Origin of the sequence: Paludisphaera borealis, assembly GCF_001956985.1 — a bacterium.
Lineage (GTDB): Bacteria > Planctomycetota > Planctomycetia > Isosphaerales > Isosphaeraceae > Paludisphaera > Paludisphaera borealis.
On sequence record NZ_CP019082.1, the window covers coordinates 282,098 to 303,542 of the forward strand.

A 21,445-nucleotide genomic window follows, 5' to 3' on the forward strand; every position below is an offset into this window, starting at 1 on the left:
GACGGTTCGGCGGGCCGCCAAGATCGTAATCCGCTTCGAGGACGAAGGCCAGACGGCCGCGTCGCCCGGGCCGATCGGTATTTCGTGATGAAAATAAGGCAAGCAGAATCATGGGTGCCACGGGCTCGGTCCGCCCCGCTTGGACCGTGAGTCGCAATGTCTCAAGGATAACTTGCCGATTGGTCCCAGAAGCGGGGGCTACTCTATCTCTCGGTCATCCTGACGCGCTCACTCGATCGGCCGATCTGGCTCTGACTTCTCCAAGCCGTGTGGACGCCTGGGTTTTTTTGGAGGAGGCGGGTCTGGCGCGACAGGACGCAATGGGGATTGGGCTGCCAGTTCGTACTTTTGACGGAGAGAATCGTGGTACTCGGCTTCTTCCAAGGCCACTTTCGCCTCGGCTCGTAAGTAGTCCTTATATTCCCTTTGTCGTGCGGTGTCACTCGAATAGACGTCGGAGCCTTCCAAATACATGCGAGCGTCGCCCCGACTTCCGTGGGCCCAAAAACCATGATGTGAGGATTTGCTTAGATATTGAGATCGAAGTGAGGCGGTCTGGTTCCATTCGTTCCATTTGTTCAATGCCGCCATCTCCGTCGCTATCAGCGCGATAGCGATCAGCATCGTCCGCAACCCGATCCCTCGTGGCGTTGGCTTTGTCGGATCAGAGCGTTTGGACCACAATCTCGACGCCAATACCGTCATATGAAAAGTATTAAAGATGATGATAAAAAAAAGATATAGCGGTAAGCCAGCCATTTGTATGCACCCTTGTGGAACGAGCGTCTTTCGCTGAGGCGCGTCATGACTGTGGTGAGCTGTTCGGTCCAACGCCCCCGATCGTAATCCGTCCCAAAGGCGAAGGCCAGACGGCCGCGTCGCCTGGGCCGATCGGTCCTTCGTGATGAGAACCATGCAAGAAGAAGCATGGGGGCCACGGATTCGCTCCGCCGAATTCGTGTGCGCTGGCCGTCGCCGGTCTCACGGCTTTGCGGATCGAACCCGCGGCACCGCCCCACGATATGAGATCGCCCCTCTCGACCTGCGAGTGACGTGGGACATCCGGGGCCGCTGTGCGAACTGGAAATGGCCCCCGGAAAGTCCACTGCGCGAATCCTACAGAGCTACTGGCCTTGGGTCTCGGCCGAGCCTGCGTCGCTCACGGCCATGTGGCTGCCTCGCCATAAGCTCCACGACCCCAAGCCCGTCATCAGCAGAGCGAAGCAAAGGCGGATCATTACGGGCTGGGGAAGCCATTCGTTCAAGTGGTCGGCGAAACGCTCGTCGAGATTGTAGAGCGTGGTCAATGCGACCCACGATCCAATTCCCAGGCAAACGATGCCTAGGATCGCCATCCACACGGCGTGTTCCGGCCAGGCACGTGCCTCGCGGGCCATGGTGAATTCCGCGACGAGCGACTGCGGCTCGCCCAGTCGACGTGTGGCGACAAGAAACCGTTCGTCAAAGCTTAGAGAATCTTCGGGCAGGGCGGCGAGCGTCTGCCGCAGGTGATCCTCCAATTCGTCAAGATCGGCGGCCGACATTTCCGAGGCGAGGGCGTTGCGCCACGCCTTGATCTTAATATTCAGGTCGGACATAACCCTGTCTCCCAGAGTTGTTCGAGTGCGTGGTGGATCGCCATCCACTGCTGGCGCTGGCGAGCCAGTTCCTTCTGCCCCGTCGAGCAGACCCGGTAGTACTTCCTGCGACGACCCGTCTCGGACACACGCCACGACGCCTTGATCAGCCCCTCCTTCTCCAGTCGGTGCAATACCGGATAGAGCATCCCGTCCGACCATTGGAGCTGTCCCCCGGACAACTCCCGCACGCGTTGGATCAGCGCATACCCATAACTCTCACCCTGAGCCAGGATGGACAGTATCAACGGCCGCGAAGACGCGGCGACGAGGTCTTTGTCGATCATGCGATGGACTCCTTGCCGATGCCTTGCGGTACTATACATTGCACCGCAATGTATGGCAACCGAAAATTACCCTCCGCCGAGCCGGAGCGTGCCGGCTTTGAAATCGTACGCGTATTTCAGGCCGCATTCCTCGTGCTGAGCGGGCGTCGGCAAGTCGTCGAAGCGGGTCCAGGTGTTCTGGTAGGCCTCGGGGGCGGTTCGGCCAGGATTTCCCGTCTCACGACAGGGCTTCGATCGCCGGCTTGGCTTCGGCCCCTTCCTGGGGGGGGATCCACAACCAGCGGGCGGCGCCAACGACGCATCTGACGCGCTCACTCGATCGGCCGATCTGGCTCTGTCTTCTTCAAACTGGGTCGAGGCTTGGGGCTTTTTGGCGGAGGTGGGTCCGGCTCGACAGGGTGCAACGGGAATCGGGCTGCTTGTTCGTATTTCTGACGGAGAGAATCGTGGTATGCGGCCTCTTCCGAGGCCGCTTTCGCCAAGGCTCGTGCATACTTCCTGGATTCCCTTTGTGGTGCGGTGTCACTCGGATCGTCAACGAGGTATTCCGAGGAGGCGAGAGACAAGCTATGATCTCGACTCAGTTGGGCCATGGACTTATGATAGGATGCTGTTTTCGAATAGGAGTCTCGCGAGAAGCGTTCTTGCCATTTCATCAATGCCGCCATCTGCAGCGCTATCAGCGCGATAGCGACCATGATCGTCCGCAGCCCAAACCGTAGCTTCGGTGGCTTTGTCGGGTCAAAGCATATGGACCACATTATTGATACGAACATGGTGAGGAGAAAAGTATTTAACGATAATACGAATAGGATATAGTACTGGTTTTTGATATATATTAGTGATAACGATGTGGTTGGGGAGATCGCGGACAGAAGCATGTGGCGTCGGTTGTGCGTCATTTCGGTCTCGGTCTTGCTGTGAACTTGATCTGGCGAGCGGCCTCGTAGCTGCTCGGCCCAACGCCCCGATCGTAAGGTGTCCCGGATGCGATGACCACCCCTTCGGCCCCTGCGTGGCGGCATCGGAGGTTGGAAATCTCAGCCGCTGAGACGCGTCATGGTCGTGGTGAGAGGAACGCACAACGCGAAGAGCGTCCATAGGATGAGCATCGCCAGGCCCATCCATACGGACTTCGAGTAGAAGCGAAGCCAATCGGCGTCGCCCCTTCGCTTCAGGCTTTTCAGCACAAGCCGATCCGCAGCGAGCAGCGCCACGAAAATCGGTACGACGTAGGCTCCCAGGTGCGACGCTCGAAACACATTGACCGTCGCGCGGGGCAGAGGAACTCCGAAGTCGCGGTAGATCGCATAGAGCCTCGGCCCCACGAAGCCCAGGAGGGAGAGCAGAAGTGCGCATCCCAGGACGTGAAGCAGGAAGCCGTCGCGAGTCGATTCCTTTTCTACTTTTTCACCGGATGGTGAGAAGTCCGACATGCTGACCTTCGACATGGGCCGCCCCGAAGAGGTTGGGACCGGTCGTCATGGCAAATCCGGCATAGCGAGCGCAACCGACTTTACTATCGTCTCTTCCTCCGGATCGATCCAGAGCCAAAGGCCGGCGCCGACGACGCACAGGGCGCTCGCCAGGCCGAGGCCGGCTTTCCAGCCGAAGTAGCCGCTGAACAGCGGTGTGACGACGGGCGCGAGCATGCCGCCGAGGTTGCCGCCGGTGTTCAGGATGGCGGCGGAAAGGCCGCCGCGTCTCCCGCCGAGTTCGACGCTCGTCACCCAGAACGGCGATTCACTCGCGCCCAGCGCGCCCATGGCCAGAGTGAAGCAGGCGACGACCCAGACCGGTCGGTCGCCGAGGACGCCCATGGCCAGCAAGATCGCGCTGGCGAGCATCGCGAAGGCCGGGGCGGCGATCCGGCCGATTCGGCCGGGGAACCGCGCCTGGACGCGGTCGGCGAGCCAGCCGCCCGCCATCATGCCGAACGCCATCGCCAGCGTTGGGATCATCGTGAAGAGCCGGCCGTCGGCCTTGCCCAGCTTCAAGATCACGTCGAAATAGTACTGCATCCAGTAGAAGAACAGGTACTGGAAGTAGCTGACCGTCGCGTAGCTGATCGTCAGAAAGACCAGGCTGCGATTCCGCAGCAACGCGACGAACGCGGCGCGTCCCTCGGACCCGCCGGCCGGGATCGGGGTGGGTTCTTCGTCGTCGATCAAGGATCGGTCGCCGGCCCACGCCCACCAGGCGAGCGTCAGCAGCAGCGTCGCCACGCCCGCCGCGACGAAGGCCGACGGCCATCCCACAAGGTCCATGAGGAAGCCGAAGACGGTGTACGTGACCGCGATGCCGAGGAGCGCCGCGCCCGTCACCAGGCCGTTGGCCGCTCCCCGGCCGCTCGGGGGATACCAGAACGACACCGCCCGCGCCGCCGCCGGGTGCAGCGGGGCGCTCACGACTCCCAGCAGGCCCCGGATCAGGCAGAGGACGAGGACGACGCTCGACGTCGTCGCGAAGCTCGCCAGCCCGGTCATCGGGACCAGGATCGACGACCCGATCCCCAACGTCAGGAACGCCCGCCACGGCCCGAAGCGGTCGATCAGCCAGCCGCCCGGCAGCATGCAAAGCGTGTAGACGAGCAGGTAGGACGAGTAGACCATCCCCATCCGCGCCTCGCCGATCCCATACTCCTCCATGAGATGCTCGGCGCCCGCCACCGAGATGCTGATCCGGTTGAAGTGGCAAAGCGCGATCATCGCCATCAACAAGACCAGCATCCGCCGTCGTCGGCGCGCGTCGGCCGTGGCGGTTTGCGTCGCCTCGATGTCAATCTCGGCGGACGAAGCGGCGAGGTCGGTCATTGCGACATCCTTCGGCCAATCGCCGGCTGGGCAGACAGCGTCTTCCCTGGGACGTAGAATCGACCTCGGAATCGTCTCACGTCCGATCGGTCCCGACCAGTGAGGAGCGTCGATCGATGAATCAACACGCCCTTGTGTTCGCGAGCCTCTTCGCGGTCGCCGCCGCATTCGCCGCCGCCGGCTGCGACGGCGCGGCGCCGGCCGCCTTGGCTGGAGCCGCGAAGGAGGGGGACGATCTGGCGGCCGAGATCAAGGCGCTGAAGGAACTGATTCCCGACCAGGCGCACATCATGGCCGACGTCGGCGGTCACTTCACGAACCTCTGGTTCGCGGGCGAGGCCGAGAACTGGCCGCTCGCCGACTTTTACCTCGGCGAGACGAAATCCCACCTCCGCTGGGCGGTCCGGTCCAAGCCCGTCCGCAAAGACGACGCGGGCCGCGACGTCAACCTGTCGGGCATCCTCGAAGCGTTCGAGAACAGCCAGTTGACGCAATTGAAGCAGGCCGTGGACCGCAAGGACAAGGCGGCCTTCGAGACGATCTATCGAGACAGCCTCACGGTGTGCTACTCGTGCCACAAGGCGTCCGACAAACCGTATCTCCGGCCGCAAATCCCTGCCAGGCCCGAGACGGGAGTCATCAACTTCGACCCCAAGGCCGCATGGCCGCGGTAGTCTGGATCGCTACGGTTTGGTGACGGTTCCGTTGATCGGTGCGGTGGATTTCAGACGATGTCTTCGGCCGGATCGTAGAATTCGGCGATCTCATCGATGAATTCGGGCTTGAGAAAGCGAATCACGTTCTTCGCCTCGTTCAATCGCGCGCACAGTTTCGAGTAGGGCAGGAAGCCGCAGACCGCGTGTAATGGCTTGGGTCGAGAGGCGAAGGTGGGACGGGCGATTTCGCGGGTGAACTTTGCATAGCGGTCGTCCGGTCCGACCAGAAAGAGCTTGAGATCCAAGTTCGGCTGCATCGTCAGCAGGTCCGACATACGCAGCAGGCCGGAGTAGACCGTCGTCGTGTGCTCGACCTCGAAGGCCGCCACGATGGTTTGTCCGCTCAGCCATAGGACGTCGATGTTTTCGATGGTCTTGGTCGTGGCCTCGTTAAATTGGGTGGGGAGTTTCTCCAATATTTTCTTCGAAGTGCCGATCACATTCGACCGCCAGACTCGCCCTCGGTCGGCGCGGGGGGCCCAGACGCTCAGTCCCATCTGTGAGCCAAGATCCAGCAGTCGCCATTGAATCTCGGTGTGGGTCGATTCCTCTTTGATGAGTGTCTCGCTCGCTTCAAGTTCCTCCGACTCCTCCTCCTTGGGAGGGATTCTGACGACTCTCTCGGTCTCATCGCCTTCCCCTTTCGGCTTGATCTTATAGAGATTTGCCGATCGCTCGAGTTGCTTGGGGTCGACCGGCCTCGAGACGGGATTCTGGCTTGCCTGACGGATGGCGTAAGCGATCGCGTCGCCGTCTTGGGATTGGTAGAGGCTCAACGAGCCGCGAACCCGCCCGGACCATTGTCGAGAGGTGGCGTCGAGGGGGAAGAAGCTCAGTTTACCCGCCAGGGATTCCATGGGGACTCCCAGCTCGGGAGGGAGTGCGATTGAGGATTCCACCGTGAATCGGACCGGAAAGATCTCCTCTTCATAGATTGGTGCCTCGTCTTTGAAGGGGCCGGTTTCAATCTTCAACAAACCGACCCAGCGTTTCACTCCCACGAGATAGCAGAGAAACATATCGCCTGGTGTGACCCGACTGGCCCTGGCGCGACCATGCTCTCGAAAGCCGCTCGTCTTCCCGCCGGCGTCACGGAATTCAGCCCATGTCTTGGCCGTGAACAAGTTGAGCCAATACTTCATGGGCGTCTCAGCGATTGGGAGTGGGAGAGTAGAATGATCCGCCCCGCTCGCGAGAGGAGAGGGGGCGGGCGTGGTCGCGGCGGCTCAGTTCTCGTCTTCGGCCTTGAGCGGTCGGACCCAGATGTTGCGGAAGCGGACGGGGTCGCCGTGGTCCTGGAGCACGAGCGGGCCCTTGGGGCCGTGGGCCTGGTAGGAGGCCAGGTTGCGGTAGGCCATCGGGCCGTAGATGGTCGCGTGGTTGTGGACGGCGACGCCGTTGTGCAGCACCGTGACGTGGGCCGGGGTCTCGACCGAGCCGTCGGTCTTGAACCTGGGGGCGGTGAAGAGGATGTCGTAGGTCTGCCACTGGCCGGGCTTGCGCGAGGCGTTCACGAGCGGCGGGTGCTGGCCGTACACGGCGCTCGCGCCGCCGTCGGCGTAGGTCGGGTTGTCGAAACTGTCGAGCACCTGGATCTCATAACGGCCGAAGATCAGGACGCCGCTGTTGCCCCTGCCCTGGTCGCTGCCGTGGGGCGGGTTCGGTGTGGCGAACTCGACGTGGATCTGGCTGTCGCCGAACTCGTCGCGGCTGACCAGCGTCCCCGCGCCCCGCTTGGAGACGACCGCGCCGTCCTTGACGTCCCAGCCGGCGTCGGCGCCGTTTTCGCTCCGCCACTTCGAGAGGTCCTTGCCGTCGAACAGGACGACTGCGTCGGACGGGGCCTTGCCCGGCTGGTCCTGGGTGCTGGCCGCGCCGGGGGTGACGACTTCGGGCCAGGGGCGGTCGCTGTCGTGGACGTGCCAGCGTCCCCCGGGGAGCATCGGGGTGTCTTTGAATCCCGGCCGACGGGCGGCCTGTTGCCCCACTCCGGCGGCGGCGATCGCGAGCACGCCGGCGGCGAGCGTCGAGGCTCCCCAGGCGAGTCGTCGGCTGATGATCATGGTCGGATTTCCTTTCGGGGAGAGGACGAGGAATTCCGCGATCCGCCGCGGCCCGCGGGGCGGGTCACGCGTCGTCGTCGCGGCGGTTGAGCACGGCTTGAATGTGCGGGGTGAACAGCCGGGGTTCGAGCAGGAACGAGTCGTGGCCCTTGTCGGAATGAACCGTGATCCACATCACGGGAACCTCGGCCTGCTTGAGCAGCCGGACCAGCTTCTCCTGCTCCTTGCGCTCGAACGTATGGTCGCAGTCGATGCTGAAGACGAGGAAGTCCTGGCCTCGACAGGGCCGGAAGAGGTCGCGGACGTCCTTGGCGCCGGCCTCGGCGACGAGGTCGAACCACTGCCAGGCGTCGAGGATGCGGAGGTACGAGTTGGCGTCGAACCGCCTGACGAACTTCTGCCCCTGGTGCAGCATGTACGATTCGACCGGGTGGTTCATCTCGTACCAGCCGTGGGGCGGCCGCTGGCTGACGACCTCCTCGCGGGCGCGAACGCGGAGGGCGTCGGGCGAGATGAACGTCTTGTGCGCGATCCGCCGGGCCAGCGCCAGGCCGACGTCCGGGCGCGGGGCGTCGTAGTAGTCGCCCCCTTGAAAGTGCGGGTCGGCCTCGATGGCCGTCACCTGTTCGAAGTTCAAGAGCCGCTGATGGATCGTCGTCTCGGTGCCGGTGCCGATCGGCAAGACGATGCGGACGCGGTCGGGATGCCTCGTGGCGGTCAACAGCGCGAGGAAGCCGCCGAGCGAGGCGCCGACGACCGCGTGCAGCTTTTGCACGCCGAGATGGTCGAGCAGCTTCATCTGCGACTCGACGACGTCGCACATCCGGAGGACGGGGAACGACGGTCCCCACCGCGCGCCGGTCTCGGGGTTGATCGACGCCGGGCCGGTCGAACCGTAGCAGCCCCCCAGGTAGTTGGCGCAGACGACGCAGAATTTGTCGGTGTCGAGCGCCTTGCCGGGGCCGATGAACCCGTCCCACCAGCCCTCGTGCAGCTCGTCGGTCCAACGGCCGTCAAGACCCTCGACGCTGGTGTTCAGGCCGGCGGCGTGCTGGCTCCCCGTCATCGCGTGATAGAGCAAGACGACGTTCGACCGGTCGGCGTTCATCCGGCCGTACATCTCGTACGCCAGGGTGAACCGCGACAGCGGCGGCCCCACGCGCATCGGCAGCGGATTCTGGGGGTCGTTGAACTCGAAGAACAGCGTTCGCGTTTCGCTTGGAAGCTGGCTCATGAAACTCGCGGCAAGAGTGCGATGAAGACGAGGACCGTGGACGATAAGCGAGCGAATCTAGGTCGGGTCTCGCTTGAATTGTACGCGACAGCCAAAACAAGCCGTCGTGAGCATGCCTTCTCCCCTCGCGAGGGGAGAAGGCGGCCGGCACGGCCGGATGAGGGGGATTTCCAGGGCCGAGGCGATCGAAGGCCCCTCATCCGCCCCTTCGGGGCACCTTCTCCCCGCATGCGGGGAGAAGTGCGTCCGGCATGCAACCCAACCGCAAAACGCGCTAGACGGCGGCGGCCTTGAGGGCCTGGTCGATGTCGGCGAGGATGTCGTCGATGTGCTCGATGCCGACGCTCAGGCGCACCAGGTCGGGGGTGATGCCGGCGTCTTTCTGCTGCTGCTCGTCGAGCTGCGAGTGCGTGGTCGTCGCCGGGTGGATGGCCAGGCTCTTGGCGTCGCCGACGTTGGCCAGGTGCGAGAACAGCTTGAGCGAGTCGATGAACTTGCTGCCCGCGGCGCTCCCCCCCTTGATGCCGAAGACGACCATCGCGCCTCCCTTGCCCTTGAGGTACTTCTTGTTCAGCTCGCCCATCGGGTCGCCTTCGAGCCCGGGGAACCGGACCCACGTCGCCTGGGAGTGCGACTTCAGATGCTTGGCGACGGCCAGCGCGTTCTCGCAGTGGCGGTCCATCCGCAGCGGCAGGGTCTCGATCCCCTGGAGGAACATCCAGGAGTTGTCCGGGGCGATGCAGGCGCCGAGGTTGCGGAGCGGGACCGTCCGCATCCGGAGGATGTAGGCCAGCGGCAGGAGCGGATCGGGCAGGTCGACGCCCCATCGCAGGCCGTGGTAGCTGCCGTCGGGCGTCGTGAACAGCGGGTGCTTGCCGCCGGCCCAGTTGAACCGGCCGCTGTCGACGACGATGCCGCCGATGCCCGCGCCGTGGCCGCCCAGCCACTTGGTCAGCGAGTGGACCACGATGTCGGCGCCGTGGTCGAGCGGGCGGGTCAGGTAGGGGGTCGAGAACGTCGAGTCGACGATCAAGGGAATCCCGTGGTCCTTGGCGACCTTGCCCACGGCGTCCAGGTCGGTGATCTCGACCGCCGGGTTCGAGACCGATTCGCAGAACACGGCCCGGGTCTTGTCGTCGATGGCGTCGGCGAAGTTCTTGGGGTCGTTGGAGTCGACGAACTTGACCGTGATCCCCAGCGCCGGCAGGATGTCGTGGAACTGGGTGTAGGTGCCGCCGTAGAGGTTGCGGGCCGAGACGATGTTGTCGCCCGCCTGAGCGAGGTTGATGATCGAGTAGAAGATGGCGCTGGTGCCCGACGCCACTCCCAGCCCGCCCATCTCGGGGGCCCCTTCGAGCAACGCGACGCGCTTCTCCAGCACGTCGGTCGTCGGGTTCATCAGCCGGGTGTAGATGTTGCCCAGCTCGCGCAGCGCGAACAGATTCGCCGCGTGCTCCGCGCTCTTGAAGACGAACGAGCTCGTCCGATAGACGGGCACGGCTCGGGAGCCGGTGGTCGGGTCGGGCTGGGCGCCGCCGTGCAGGCAGAGGGTCTCAAGTTTCATGGAGTGACCGCTATTAGGCGTCGAACCCTCCTCGGCTGGGAGGATGTCCGCTCGCTGGGTTCCAGTTCAACAGGGAAATACGGAGAGAATCGACCGCGATCCTCGCGCGCGAGACCGCGAATGATGAATTAGATCTCATCCGCGACCGCGATTCCAGATCGTTCCGCGCGGCCAAGTAGGCGGCGAGCACTTCCATCAATCCATGAGCCGCATCCGCGGCCTGGCGGCGTCGAGCTAGAGGGAGGCGCCGAGGACGACCATCATGGCGCCACCGATCAAGTAACTGATGCGGTCGCGGAGCGCGAAGGCGACGGGGTCGTCGTCGAGTTGTTCGCGGTAGGCGAGGAACCAGATGCGGGAGATCCAGTAGAGCAGAAGCGGGCAGGACAGCCAGAGGACTTCGGGCCGGCCGTAGTGGGTCCGGACGTCGGGGCTGTTGAGGTACAGGCAGAATACGAGAACGCAGAGATAGCCGCTGGTCGGACCGACCGACCGGATCAACTCCAGGTCCATCGGCCAGTAGCCGCGTCCGGGGATCTTCTCCAGGGAGCCTTCGGCGGCGGTCAGCTCGGTGTATCGCTTGGCGAACGCCAGGCTCAGGAAGAAGAACATCGAGAAGGCCATCAGCCAAGGCGAGATCACGATCGAGGCCGCCGCCCCTCCGGCCAGGATGCGCAGCGTGTAGAGGCCCGCCAGGCACAGGACGTCGACCATGAGCTTGCGTTTGAGGTAGACGGAATAGGCGGTCGTCAGCGCGAGATAGAGGATCAACAGGCCGATGAACGACGGGGGCAGGAACGCCGCCGCCGCCGTCGCCGCACCGAGCAGCGCGACGATCAGGCCCACGCCCGCGGGAATCGACGCCGCGCCGCTGGCGAACGGCCGGCGCCGCTTTCTGGGATGCCGGCGGTCGGACTCCAGGTCCAGGAGGTCGTTGAGGATGTAGACGGCCGAAGCGGTGAAGCTGAAGGCGAGGAACGCCATGCCGCACTTCAGCAAGGGCCCGAGATGGAAGACCTGGTGCGCGGCGATCAAAGCGACGAACACCAGGACGTTCTTGGCCCACTGGTGCGGGCGGAGCGCCTTGACCAAGGCTTTGGGACCTCCCCCTGCACCGTCAAAGATCAGCGAAGGCGAGCAGACGGCGGCTGCCCGCCGCTCGATCGAGCGGTCGGTCCGGACGATCAAGGCCTTGTTCGCGGCCTCCCAGATCGGCAGATCGGCACGCGAGTCTCCCAGGTAGTCGAACCCGCCGGCGCCGAAGCGCGCTTGAAGCGCCGCGAGCTTCTCGCGCCCCTTGAGATTCCGGCCGTCGTCGGACGCGACGACCTCGTCGAAGACGTCCAGGTGCTCGGCGACGGCCTCGGCGAGTCGTCGATCGGCGGCGGTGGCGAGCACGAGCCAGCGGCCCCGGGCCCGCTCGCCCCGCAGATAATCCACGACCTCGGCCCGATAGGGGAGCAACCGAGCGTCCACGCCGACCCGCTCGCCGATCCTCGCCTTCAAATTCGCGCGGCCCTTGAGCAGCCAGATCGGCATGAGGGCCGCCTCCATCGGCCGCGTGCGGATCAGCGTGAAGGTGGATTCCCAGAGAAGGTCGGTCGCGATCAGGGTGCCGTCGAGGTCCACGCAAAGCGGGAGAGAACGTTCCGTCGTGGTCATCGCCATATTCCAAGGTCTCATGTCGCCAAGAGTTCGCTTCATCCATCGCCAAGAAATCGCTTCATCGGGGCGATCCGGAACGCCGGCCGACGCCCCTCTTTGGAGAGAGTGCTCGGCGCGGCCGTCTCGCGAGGCTCTGCGCAGGAATCCTACGAGGACTCTATGCCATGAAGCTCTCCCTGGTGACGTGGCTTGGTCGCGCCGCGGCGCGGCACGTTGATTTTCCAACCCACGCGTCGCCGTCAGGAGACGTAAGCGATGTGTTTGGAAGACGTTGGTTTCGTTGTGCTCTTTCGAAAAATGCACGGCCGACCGACCGTTCGCGCCGCGTGACGCGATTTGGCAACACGGCGGATTCAAGAAACGTCACCTAGGATTGGAAGTGTGATTGGGTGCGTCGCGGGGGCGAGGGCTCCGCCGTCGCGTCGAATTTCTCCGAGTCGGCGGTCGCTCGTCTTAGAGAGGAGGGGCGAGCGATCAACCGCCAGCCGATGCGGTGGCGCGGGACGCGTCAAGTGGAACCTGGATTCGACGCAGCCGACGAACCTCGAAGCGAATCGTCGGGAACGAAGTCGAGAGGATGGGAACAATGATTCACAACGGCGGCGTTGACCGTGAAGCCGAATACGGCTGCTCGCCCGAGCGCATGCTCCTGCGTCCTTGGAGTCGGCTCGATTGGCTTGCCCTCATCGGCTTGTCGGCGACGGCGCTGGGGGTGTTCTTGGCCGTCTTGCGGTTCTACGGCGCGGCGCTCATGAGGCTGGCCGTCTGCGAGAGGCTTTTCCAATCCGACGGCTGGCGCGTCGTCTCGGACATGATCGACGTTTCGGGCGTTCACTATCGCGGTACGGTTCACCCCATGTTCTGCGTGTTCACGATGCCGATCACGAATCTGATGATTCATCTCTTCGGAACAAGCCGCATCGGAGCGATCTTGGTTTTGAACGCGGCCACGGCCGTGGCCTGGGTCGTCTTGCTCTACGTCACGCAGAGAAATCTGGATTGCACTCGCCGCAGCTCCCTCCTCATCTGCTCGCTGGCGATGGCAAGCGCCGGCTTCCTCTTTTGGTTCCCGGTCCCGGAAACCTATCCCTTGGGATCCCTTTCGTTGCTCGTCTGTTTCGCCGTGGCGGCGCTGGCGAGACGTCTCCCCATCTCCCAGTCCGCACTCGTGGCGGCGGGCGTCTTCAGCTTCGGCGTCACGATCACCAACTGGATGGCGGGATTGGCGCTCGCAGTCTGTTTCAAATCGCCCCGAAACGTCGCGTCGTCGGTCGCGTTGACGCTCGTCATCCTCTTGGGCGGCTGGTCGGTCCAGAAGATGGTATTTCCCTATCCTCCCAAGCTTTTCCTTAAGCCCGGAGCCGTTCAAGGCGAGGTGAACTACATGTTCCACCCCGACTCGGGAGGAGCTAAAGAAAGGCTTCGCGGGGAGCTTCTGAGCCCGGTCGTCCTGCCTCCCATCCGCCAGACCCGCGAACTTCCCTCCGGTCGGGCGCTTTCGGTTCAGGGGTTCTCGGACGTTCTGAAGAGCCCCGTGGGGACGGCCGCCAGCCTGGGGTGGATGATCCTCCTGGGCCTTGGGGTCGTCGCGCTGGCTCGCGGTCCGGCCCCCTCACGGTTTCGGCGGGTCCTGGGCGCGGTTCTCGCCGGTCAACTCGTGCTGCACTTGATCTACGGCGAAGAGACTTTTCTCTACGCCCTGCATTTTCTGCCGATCCTCATGCTGGTCGTCGCCATGGCGACGCTGACGCGCTGGAGACCGCTGGTCGAGATCTTGCTCGTGCCGACCATCCTCCTGGTTCTCTGGAACAACCTCGACCGCTTGGACGAGATAGTTAGAACTCCGTTTCACGGAGACGACCCGCGCCTTCAAGTCCTGTCCGGACCTCTTCCAAAAGTTTGGAATCAACAGATGCACCCAACCCCTCCGGCGAGTCCGAGCGTCGCCTCGCCGCCGATTGCGCGGGAGTAACGCATGAGGGCCTGGCGACGCCCGTTTCCGGCTTCCTCAACGCGGGGGCGCGACGGCTGCCGTCGCGCCCCCGGGGTTCCGGGTGGTCAGCCCACCGATTCGAGGACGGGGGTTTTCGAGGCGGGGGCCGGCGTGAGGGTCAGGGCGAAGGCCTCGTCGAGGCTGGAGACGCAGTGGAAGACGAGCGCCTTGCGGACGTCCTCCGGGATGTCGTCGAGGTCGGCCTCGTTCTGCCTGGGGAGGATGATCTCGGAGATCCCGGCGCGGTGGGCGCCCAAGACCTTCTCCTTGACCCCGCCGATGGGCAGGACGCGGCCGCGGAGGGTGATCTCGCCAGTCATGGCGATATTGCTGCGGACGGGGCGGCCGGTCATGGCCGAGACGATGGCCACGGCCATCGCCACGCCTGCCGAGGGGCCGTCCTTGGGAATTGCACCGGCGGGGACGTGGACGTGGACCTCGATCGACCCCAGCCGCTCCTCGGGGATCTTCAACGCCCGGGCGTTGGTGACCGCGTAGGTCAACGCGGCGCGGCCCGATTCCTTCATCACGTCGCCGAGCTGGCCGGTGAGGATCAGCGAGGCGCTGCCGACGCCTGCGGCGCCGTCGGACGTCGGCGGCCCCCCGTGCAGGCGACGTACCGCAGCCTCGACGAACATGATGTCGCCGCCGGCCGGCGTGTAGTACATCCCGGTGGCCACGCCGACCTCGTTCGTCTCGCCGGCGTGCTCGGGATGGACCTTGGGCCGACCCAAGAGCGCGCGGACGTCGTCGACGTCGAGCGTTCGGACCGACTCCTCGCCGGCGGCCAGCTTGCGCGCGACCTTCCTCGCCACGGCGCCGATCTGCCTCTCAAGCTGCCGGACGCCGCTCTCGCGGGTGTACTGGCTGACGATCGCCGCCACGGCGTCGTCGGTGAACACGATCGACTTGTCGGACAGGCCCGACTCCTCAAGCTGGCGCGGGATCAGGTACTTCTTGGCGATCTCGGCCTTCTCGCGCTCGGTGTAGCCCGCGAAGTCGACCACCTCCATCCGGTCCAGGAGCGGGCCGGGGATGTTCTGGATGAAGTTGGCCGTCGCCACGAACAAGACCTCGCTGAGGTCGAACGGCACGTTCAGGTAGTTGTCGGTGAACGTGTCGTTCTGCGCCGGGTCGAGAACCTCCAAGAGCGCGCTGGCGGGGTCGCCCTGGAACGAGACGCCGAGCTTGTCGACCTCGTCGAGCAGGAAGACAGGGTTCTTGGCGCCGGCCTGCTTCATCCCCTGGATGATCCGGCCCGGCATGGCGCCGACGTAGGTGCGGCGGTGGCCTCGAATGTCGGCCTCGTCGCGGATGCCCCCCAGGGCCGCGCGGATGTACTTCCGCCCCAGCGCTCGCGCGATCGACTTGGCGATCGACGTCTTGCCGACGCCGGGAGGGCCCACGAACAAAAGGATCGGGCCGCGCGCCATGGCCCGCGCCTTGGCCTCCTTGCTGTCGGTGATCGACCGGTCGTCGTTGGGCGGCGACCCGTTCACGCTCGGCGCGACCGTGTCCTTGACGGCCTTCAGTTTCGACGCCGCGCACTCGCCCGACTTCTCCACCTCGTCGGCGATCTGGCGGGCGCGCAACTGCCGCACGGCCAGGAATTCGAGCACCCGGTCCTTGACGTCCTCCAGGCCGTAATGGTCCTCGTCGAGAACCGCGCTGGCGTGGTTGAGGTCGAGGTCGTCGTCGGATCGGGTGTTCCAGGGGAGTTCGGCGATCCACTCCAGATAGGTGCGGATCACCTGGGCTTCCATCGACTCGCGGCCGGCGCGCTCGAGCCGGCCGAGCTCACGCTCGACCTCGACCCGCGCCTCGCGCGGCAGGACGAGCTTGCTCAGCTTCTCGCGCAGATCGACCATCTCGCGCGACTGGTCGTCCTCGCCGAGTTCCTTCTGGATCGTCTTGAGCTGCTCGCGGAGGAACATCTCGCGCTGCCGCTCGCCCAGCTCTTCCTGGACCTGCGACTTGATCTCGTCCTGGGCCGCCAGCATGCCGATTTGACGCTGGACCTGGATCAAGACCCGCCGCAGCCGCTCCTCGATCCCCAGCGTTTCCAGCAGCAACTGCTTCTCCGAGACCGGCAGCTCGACGTAGCCGGCGACCAGGTCGGCGAATTTGCCGGGCTCGGTCACCGAATCGAGGACCTGGTGGAGCACCTCGTCGGGCAGCCCCCGGCGCTCGCCCAGCTCCATCGCCCGCTCGCGAGTCTCCTTATACAGAGCGGCGAACGCCGCGTCGTTCTCATCGAGCGGCGGCAGCTCGTCGAGCGCCATGACGTCGGCCGTGAGGTACTCTTCGCCGTTGTGATAGTTCAAGACCGTGGCGCGAGACTCGCCCTGGAGCAGAAGCTGAACCCCCCCAGCCCGCGCTGAACCTGGCCGATTCGGCCGATCACCCCCATCGTGAAAAGCTGGTCGGGCGTCGGCTCGTCCACGTTCTCGCGCTGGGCGACCGCGAGGATCTCGCGGTTCCCCTTGAGCGCCGCCTCAATGGCGTGCAGCGTCCCCGGCCGCCCGACTCCGATCGGAACCGTCAGCCCTGGAAAGATCACGGTGCCGCGCAACGGCAGCACCGGCAGCGTTTGTCGTTCGGCCATGCTCTCCTCCTTTTAACCCTACGATATAGTTGGTCTCGACCCGGTCCCGATCAAGGGTTTCGAAGACGAAAGCGCCCCGAAGACGAAACTTCGCGTGGGGGCCGGCTTGGTTTCGTGGTCGCGATCGATCATGGGTGCGTGATGGTTTCGTCGAGCGGCGGCCGGCCCCTTCTTAATTTAGAACCCGCAAATCAAGCGCTCGGATTTTCGAGGAACGCGACGGTCCGGGGGCCCTCAATAATCCAGCCGGGGCGACGAACAGACCGGAAGGATCTCGGCCCAGCTCGCGCGCGGCCACTTGACGCCCTCGCGGATCGCGGACATCGTGAACTTAGACGAGGCGACGAGGGAATTCAGGGATCGCTCACACCGTCGTCGAGTTGTCAGGGCGTGCGAACAAAGCTCAACATGAGTTCACAACACCCTTTCTAGGGAGGAACAGAATGCTCGCTCGTGCGCAGACTTCCAACGCCAACGCGCTGACCTGGGCCGGACGCCTGGGCGTCTTCGGCCTCGCGGCCCTGCTGTCGCCGGCGGCTTCCGCCTGGGCGCAGGACGGCGGCTCCGATTCGCAGCAGAAACAGCTACGCCGGGAACATCAATTCCCGCCCGAGCGTGAGGACGGCGTCACGCCGCCGCGCGACCACCACCACATTCACCGGGACGCCGCCGAGAACCTGGAGAGGCACCTCAAGGATCTGGCCGAACGGCTGAGCAAGGACGTCGGCCCGGTCGGCGAACAGATCCGCAAGGCCATCGAAGAGGCCGCCGGCACGGTCAACGAGGCGCTCAAGAGAGACAACATCACCTCCGACGACTTCCGCAAGGCGCTGGAGCGGGCCGGCGAAGAGCTGAGGCGGTCGTTCCAGTCGGGCGGGCCGGTCGAGAAGGAGGCGCGCGACGCCTGGCAGAAAGCCCAGGACGAGTTCCGCTCGACTCTTGACCAGGCCCGCGAGGACGCCCGCGAAGCCCTCCGCTATCGCTACGACGTCGAGCGCGAACGGCTTGAGGGCGACGGCAAGGACGAAGACGCCGACAAGTCGGACGACGCGGTTGCTGACGAGCTGTCCAGGGCTCGCGAGCAAGTCCGAAAGAGCCAGCAACAGTTGCGAGCCGCCATCCGAAGCCTTGAGCAGCTTGAACGCGCCAACCGCGCCCCGCGCCGCAGGCCCGAACCCCGCGTTCGCCCGCGCCCTCCAGTTCCGCCGGCCGAGCACGCCAAGCCCGCCGAGCCGACCGAACCAACTCAGCCGGCCGAACCCGAAGCCCGCGACGAGCCGGCCGCCCGCCGCTTCTTCCGAGGCCCCGGCGGGCCCAACCCCCGCGCCGACCGCCGCCTCAACGATCTCGAATCCAAGATGGACCGCCTCCTCGAAGAGTTGAAGGAACTCAAGAAGGAGAAGGATAAGGACCATAAGGACAAAGCGAAGCACGAAGACAAAGACGAGAAGGACGACGACGAGACGAGCCTGTAGGCCGTCGCGAGCACACCTTCTCCCCTTGCGGGAGAAGGTGGTCGAAGACCGGATGAGGGGTTGATCATAATAGTTCCTCCGAACGCCATGGCGATCGAGGACCCCTCATCCGCCTCTGGGGCCCCGGCTTGGAATACGAACCCTCACGACGCCGTCGGGGCACCCGGCCTCATGAAGATGGGGGCTTTTCGCATGGCGTCACGACCAGGTCCGGTAGGGGCGCCCCTTGTGGGCGCCCGGTTCGTTTCACGCCGACCGCTCGCGCTCGGCGATCGGGCACCCACAAGGGGCGCCCCTACCGGACCCGGACCACGAGACCCCCATTTTCATGACGCCGGGGGTCCCGACGGCGTCATGATGATGGTTTGTATCTCATCAGGAAGCATCGCCCCGGGTCACTTCAGATCCGAGCCGGGGCGCGTTAGAGTCGAGGCCGGTTCGCGAGTCGGTGTTGTCGAGGCTGGAAGCTCGGAGCGTCTCGCGATCGCGACGGAGACTCTCCCATGCCTTCCCGCCGAACTCTCTTCCTGCCGGTCTTCTTCCTCCTGATCGTCTCGTCGCGGAGCACGGCGCAGGCGCAGCCCGCCCCGGACCTCGTCTTGTTCGTGGCGCCGGGGGGCGACGACCGCTGGTCGGGGAAAATCACCAAGGCCGACGGCCGGTCCGACGGGCCGCTCGCCTCGCTTCAGGGGGCCCGCGATCGCGTCCGGGCGCTGCGGAAGGGCGACGCGAAGCGGTTCGGCTCGGTCGTCGTGCGGATCGCCGACGGGACGTATCCCGTGGCCAAGGTGGTGGCGTTCGAGCCGGCCGACGGCTCGGTCGTCTACCAGGCCGAGCCCGGCGCGAAGCCGGTCTTCGACGGCGGCCGCGCGATCCATGGGTTTCAGAAGACGGCCGAGGGCCTCTGGGTCGCGAAGGTTCCCGACGCGGCGGCAGGTCGCGGCGCGTTCGAGCAACTGTTCGTCAACGGCCGCCGCGCGACCCGCGCGCGGACGCCCAACGACTTCTACCACTCCATGCTCAGGCGCGGTCCGCAGAAGCAGGAGAGTCGCTCGTTCGTCGCCCGGCTCGACGACCTGAAGCCGCTTCAAGGCCTGTCGCCCGCGCAGCTCAACGACGCCAACATCGTCGTTTACCACTCGTGGGAAGTCTCGCGGCACCGGATCGCGTCGGTCGATCTCCAATCCGGCCTGGTCGTCCTGACCGGCCCGGCTCCTTGGCCGTTCTTTCAGTGGGGGCCCGACCAGCGCTATCACATCGAGAACGTCCGCGCGGCCCTCGACGAGCCGGGCGAGTGGTTGCTCGACCGCGACGGCACGCTGTCGTACAAGCCGCTGCCTGGTGAGGAAATCGCCCAGGCACGCGTCGTCGCGCCGGTGGCCGACGCCTTCTTGCAGATCCAGGGTGATCCGGACAAGGAGACGCTCGTGGAGAACCTGTCGTTCCAGGGGCTGACCTTCCGCCACAGCCGCTACGCGCTGCCGAAGGAAGGGCACGCCGACGGCCAGGCGGCGGCGAGCGTTCCGGCGGTCGTCACGGTCGACGGCGCGCGGAAGGTCGAGATCAAGAATTGCCGGTTCGAGCATATCGGGATTTATGGAATCTGGTTCCGTCGCGGCTGCGTCGAGTGCCGCGTCGAGCGGTCCGCGCTCGTCGACCTGGGCGCCGGCGGCCTCCGCATCGGCGAGACGTCGATCCCCGCGAAGCCTTCGCACGCGACGGCCAAGATCACGATGAACGACTGCCTCGTCCGGGGGGGCGGCCGGCTGTTCCCGGGCTCGATCGGCGTCTGGATCGGCCAGTCGAGCGACAACGCGATCACCCACAACGACATTGCCGACCTCTTCTACACAGCCGTCTCGGTCGGCTGGACATGGGGCTACGGGCCGTCGGCCTGCCAGCGGAACGTCATCGACTACAACCGGCTGCACCACCTCGGCCGGGGCGTCCTCAGCGACATGGGGGGCGTGTACACGCTCGGGATCTCCACCGGGTCGAGCGTCAGTCATAACGTCGTCCACGACGTCGATTCGTACAACAAAGCCGGCGCTGGCGGCTGGGGACTGTACAACGACGAGGGCTCGACCGGGATCGTCCTGGAGGGGAACCTCGTCTACAACACGACCACCGGCGGATACCACCAGCATTACGGACGTGAAAACGTCATCCGCAACAACATCTTCGCATTCAGCAGGTACGGTCAGGTCATGCGGAGCCGGGCCGAGGACCACCTGTCGTTCACGTTCGAGCGGAACATCGTCTACTGGAACGGCGGCCCGCTCTTGACCGGCGTCTGGGACGATCGCAACTTCCGGCTCGATCACAACCTCTATTACGAGGCCGGCGGCCAGACGGTCACGTTCGCCGGCCGGAGCCTGGAAGAGTGGCGGAAGACCACCGGCCAGGACGAGCATTCGAAGATCGCCGATCCGAAGTTCGAGAACGCCGAGGGGTTCGATTTCCGCCTCAAGCCGGGAAGCCCCGCGCCGGCGCTGGGGTTCAAGCCGTTCGACTTCGCGAAGGCGGGAATTCAAGGCGATCCGAGCCTGGCGAAGGAAGCCGCCACTCCGCTGCCGCCGACCCGGTTCGCTCCCCCGCCGCCGCCGCTGGCCGTCCGCGAGGACTTCGAGTCGTCGACGCCCGGCGAAGGGGGCCACACGCCCGAGGGCGCGTCGGCGTCGACCGCCGGCCGGCCCGAGTTGATCGCCGTCACCGATCGCGATGCGTTCCGGGGGCGGCAGAGCCTCAAGGTCGCCGACGCGGCGGGCCTCAAGAACGCCTTCGACCCCCATTTCTACTATCAGCCGCACTACGATTCCGGCGTGGTGATCTGCAAGTTCGCGGTGCGGCTCGACCCGGGCGCGGTCTTCTACCACGAGTGGCGCGACGGCGCGAGCCCGTATCGGGTCGGGCCGAGCCTGTGGGTTGAGGACGGCAAGCTTCGGGTGAACGGTCGCGACGTGCTCCAAATTCCCGTCGGCCCATGGGTTCAATTCGAGATTCGCGTGGATCTGGGCGATAAGGATAAGGACAAAGCGACGACGAAGCCGAAGACCTGGAGCCTGACCGTCGCGAGGCCCAGTTCGAAGCCCGTGAAGTTCGCCGACATGCCCTGCGCCGAGGGCTGGAAGACGGTCGACTGGGTCGGCTTCGTCAGCAACGCCCAGCAGCCGACGGCCTTCTACCTCGACGACCTGGAGCTGAGCGTTCACCCCGACGAAAAGCCGTCGAAGTGACGCCAAGGCCGGGGCGGTTGATGGGGCGGCGGGACAATCCGTGGGATTCCGGAGAATTTTCGCGGCTCCGCTTGCAATCGCGGCGAGGGTATGATTAACTTGCCGGGTAGGTCATGCCTTTCGTCGTATCGTCGCGTCTTTCTCGATCCTCGAGTGG

At 65.0% G+C, this 21,445-nt stretch carries 14 protein-coding genes and 1 pseudogene; 4 read left to right on the forward strand and 11 right to left on the reverse strand.

Going from position 1 to position 21,445, the window contains the following annotated elements:
• Window positions 1-228: 228 nt before the first annotated feature.
• The 5 genes from BSF38_RS30505 to BSF38_RS01190 all read right to left on the reverse strand — a co-directional run bounded on the left by BSF38_RS30505 (window position 229) and on the right by BSF38_RS01190 (window position 4,737).
• Window positions 229-759, reverse strand: coding sequence for a hypothetical protein (locus BSF38_RS30505; protein ID WP_145951916.1), 531 nt, complete (start codon window positions 757-759; stop codon window positions 229-231).
• 365 nt (window positions 760-1,124) lie between these two features.
• Window positions 1,125-1,598: a hypothetical protein gene (locus BSF38_RS01175; protein WP_076343086.1), complete on the reverse strand. Its 474-nt coding sequence runs from the start codon at window positions 1,596-1,598 to the stop codon at window positions 1,125-1,127.
• The gene (locus tag BSF38_RS01180; protein WP_076343087.1) at window positions 1,586-1,924 is read right to left on the reverse strand and encodes a PadR family transcriptional regulator; all 339 of its coding nucleotides are present in this window, start codon (window positions 1,922-1,924) and stop codon (window positions 1,586-1,588) included. The genes BSF38_RS01175 and BSF38_RS01180 overlap by 13 nt, the downstream gene beginning before the upstream one ends.
• 1,040 nt (window positions 1,925-2,964) lie before the next feature.
• Window positions 2,965-3,375 (reverse strand): hypothetical protein, encoded by a 411-nt coding sequence (locus BSF38_RS01185; RefSeq protein ID WP_145951917.1) that lies wholly within the window; start codon window positions 3,373-3,375, stop codon window positions 2,965-2,967.
• 30 nt (window positions 3,376-3,405) lie between these two features.
• Window positions 3,406-4,737 (reverse strand): MFS transporter, encoded by a 1,332-nt coding sequence (locus BSF38_RS01190; RefSeq protein WP_168189284.1) that lies wholly within the window; start codon window positions 4,735-4,737, stop codon window positions 3,406-3,408.
• Window positions 4,738-4,853: 116 nt separating this feature from the next.
• On the opposite strand from BSF38_RS01190, the gene BSF38_RS01195 reads away from it, so the two are divergent.
• On the forward strand, window positions 4,854-5,411 hold the full coding sequence (locus tag BSF38_RS01195; RefSeq protein ID WP_145951918.1) for a hypothetical protein: 558 nt from the start codon (window positions 4,854-4,856) through the stop codon (window positions 5,409-5,411).
• 50 nt (window positions 5,412-5,461) lie between these two features.
• Here the strand turns inward: BSF38_RS01195 and BSF38_RS01200 are convergent, their stop codons facing one another.
• The 5 genes from BSF38_RS01200 to BSF38_RS01220 form a co-directional block, all read right to left on the reverse strand.
• The gene (locus tag BSF38_RS01200; RefSeq protein WP_145951919.1) at window positions 5,462-6,595 is read right to left on the reverse strand and encodes an EVE domain-containing protein; all 1,134 of its coding nucleotides are present in this window, start codon (window positions 6,593-6,595) and stop codon (window positions 5,462-5,464) included.
• 84 nt (window positions 6,596-6,679) lie between these two features.
• Window positions 6,680-7,516 (reverse strand): 3-keto-disaccharide hydrolase, encoded by an 837-nt coding sequence (locus tag BSF38_RS01205; RefSeq protein ID WP_076343091.1) that lies wholly within the window; start codon window positions 7,514-7,516, stop codon window positions 6,680-6,682.
• A gap of 64 nt (window positions 7,517-7,580) precedes the next feature.
• Window positions 7,581-8,750, reverse strand: a complete 1,170-nt coding sequence (gene metX, locus BSF38_RS01210; protein WP_076343092.1) for a homoserine O-acetyltransferase MetX — start codon at window positions 8,748-8,750, stop codon at window positions 7,581-7,583.
• 274 nt (window positions 8,751-9,024) lie between these two features.
• Entirely contained in the window at window positions 9,025-10,314 is a 1,290-nt protein-coding gene (locus BSF38_RS01215) for an O-acetylhomoserine aminocarboxypropyltransferase/cysteine synthase family protein (protein WP_076343093.1), read from the reverse strand.
• Window positions 10,315-10,548: 234 nt separating this feature from the next.
• Window positions 10,549-11,976, reverse strand: coding sequence for a UbiA family prenyltransferase (locus tag BSF38_RS01220; RefSeq protein WP_099092055.1), 1,428 nt, complete (start codon window positions 11,974-11,976; stop codon window positions 10,549-10,551).
• 580 nt (window positions 11,977-12,556) lie between these two features.
• Between BSF38_RS01220 and BSF38_RS01225 the strand changes: the two genes are divergently transcribed.
• Window positions 12,557-13,951: a DUF6080 domain-containing protein gene (locus tag BSF38_RS01225; RefSeq protein WP_145951920.1), complete on the forward strand. Its 1,395-nt coding sequence runs from the start codon at window positions 12,557-12,559 to the stop codon at window positions 13,949-13,951.
• Window positions 13,952-14,037: 86 nt separating this feature from the next.
• Here BSF38_RS01225 and lon read toward each other — a convergent pair.
• Window positions 14,038-16,577: pseudogene (gene lon, locus BSF38_RS01230) on the reverse strand (endopeptidase La).
• 443 nt (window positions 16,578-17,020) lie between these two features.
• Here lon and BSF38_RS01235 point away from each other — a divergent pair.
• Together BSF38_RS01235 and BSF38_RS01240 are read left to right on the forward strand one after the other, a co-directional pair.
• Window positions 17,021-18,052 carry a hypothetical protein gene (locus BSF38_RS01235; protein WP_076343096.1) on the forward strand — a complete coding sequence of 344 codons (1,032 nt, stop codon included), beginning with the start codon at window positions 17,021-17,023 and terminating at the stop codon, window positions 18,050-18,052.
• Window positions 18,053-18,555: 503 nt separating this feature from the next.
• On the forward strand, window positions 18,556-21,288 hold the full coding sequence (locus BSF38_RS01240) for a right-handed parallel beta-helix repeat-containing protein (RefSeq protein ID WP_083712606.1): 2,733 nt from the start codon (window positions 18,556-18,558) through the stop codon (window positions 21,286-21,288).
• The last annotated feature ends 157 nt before the right edge of the window (window positions 21,289-21,445 follow it).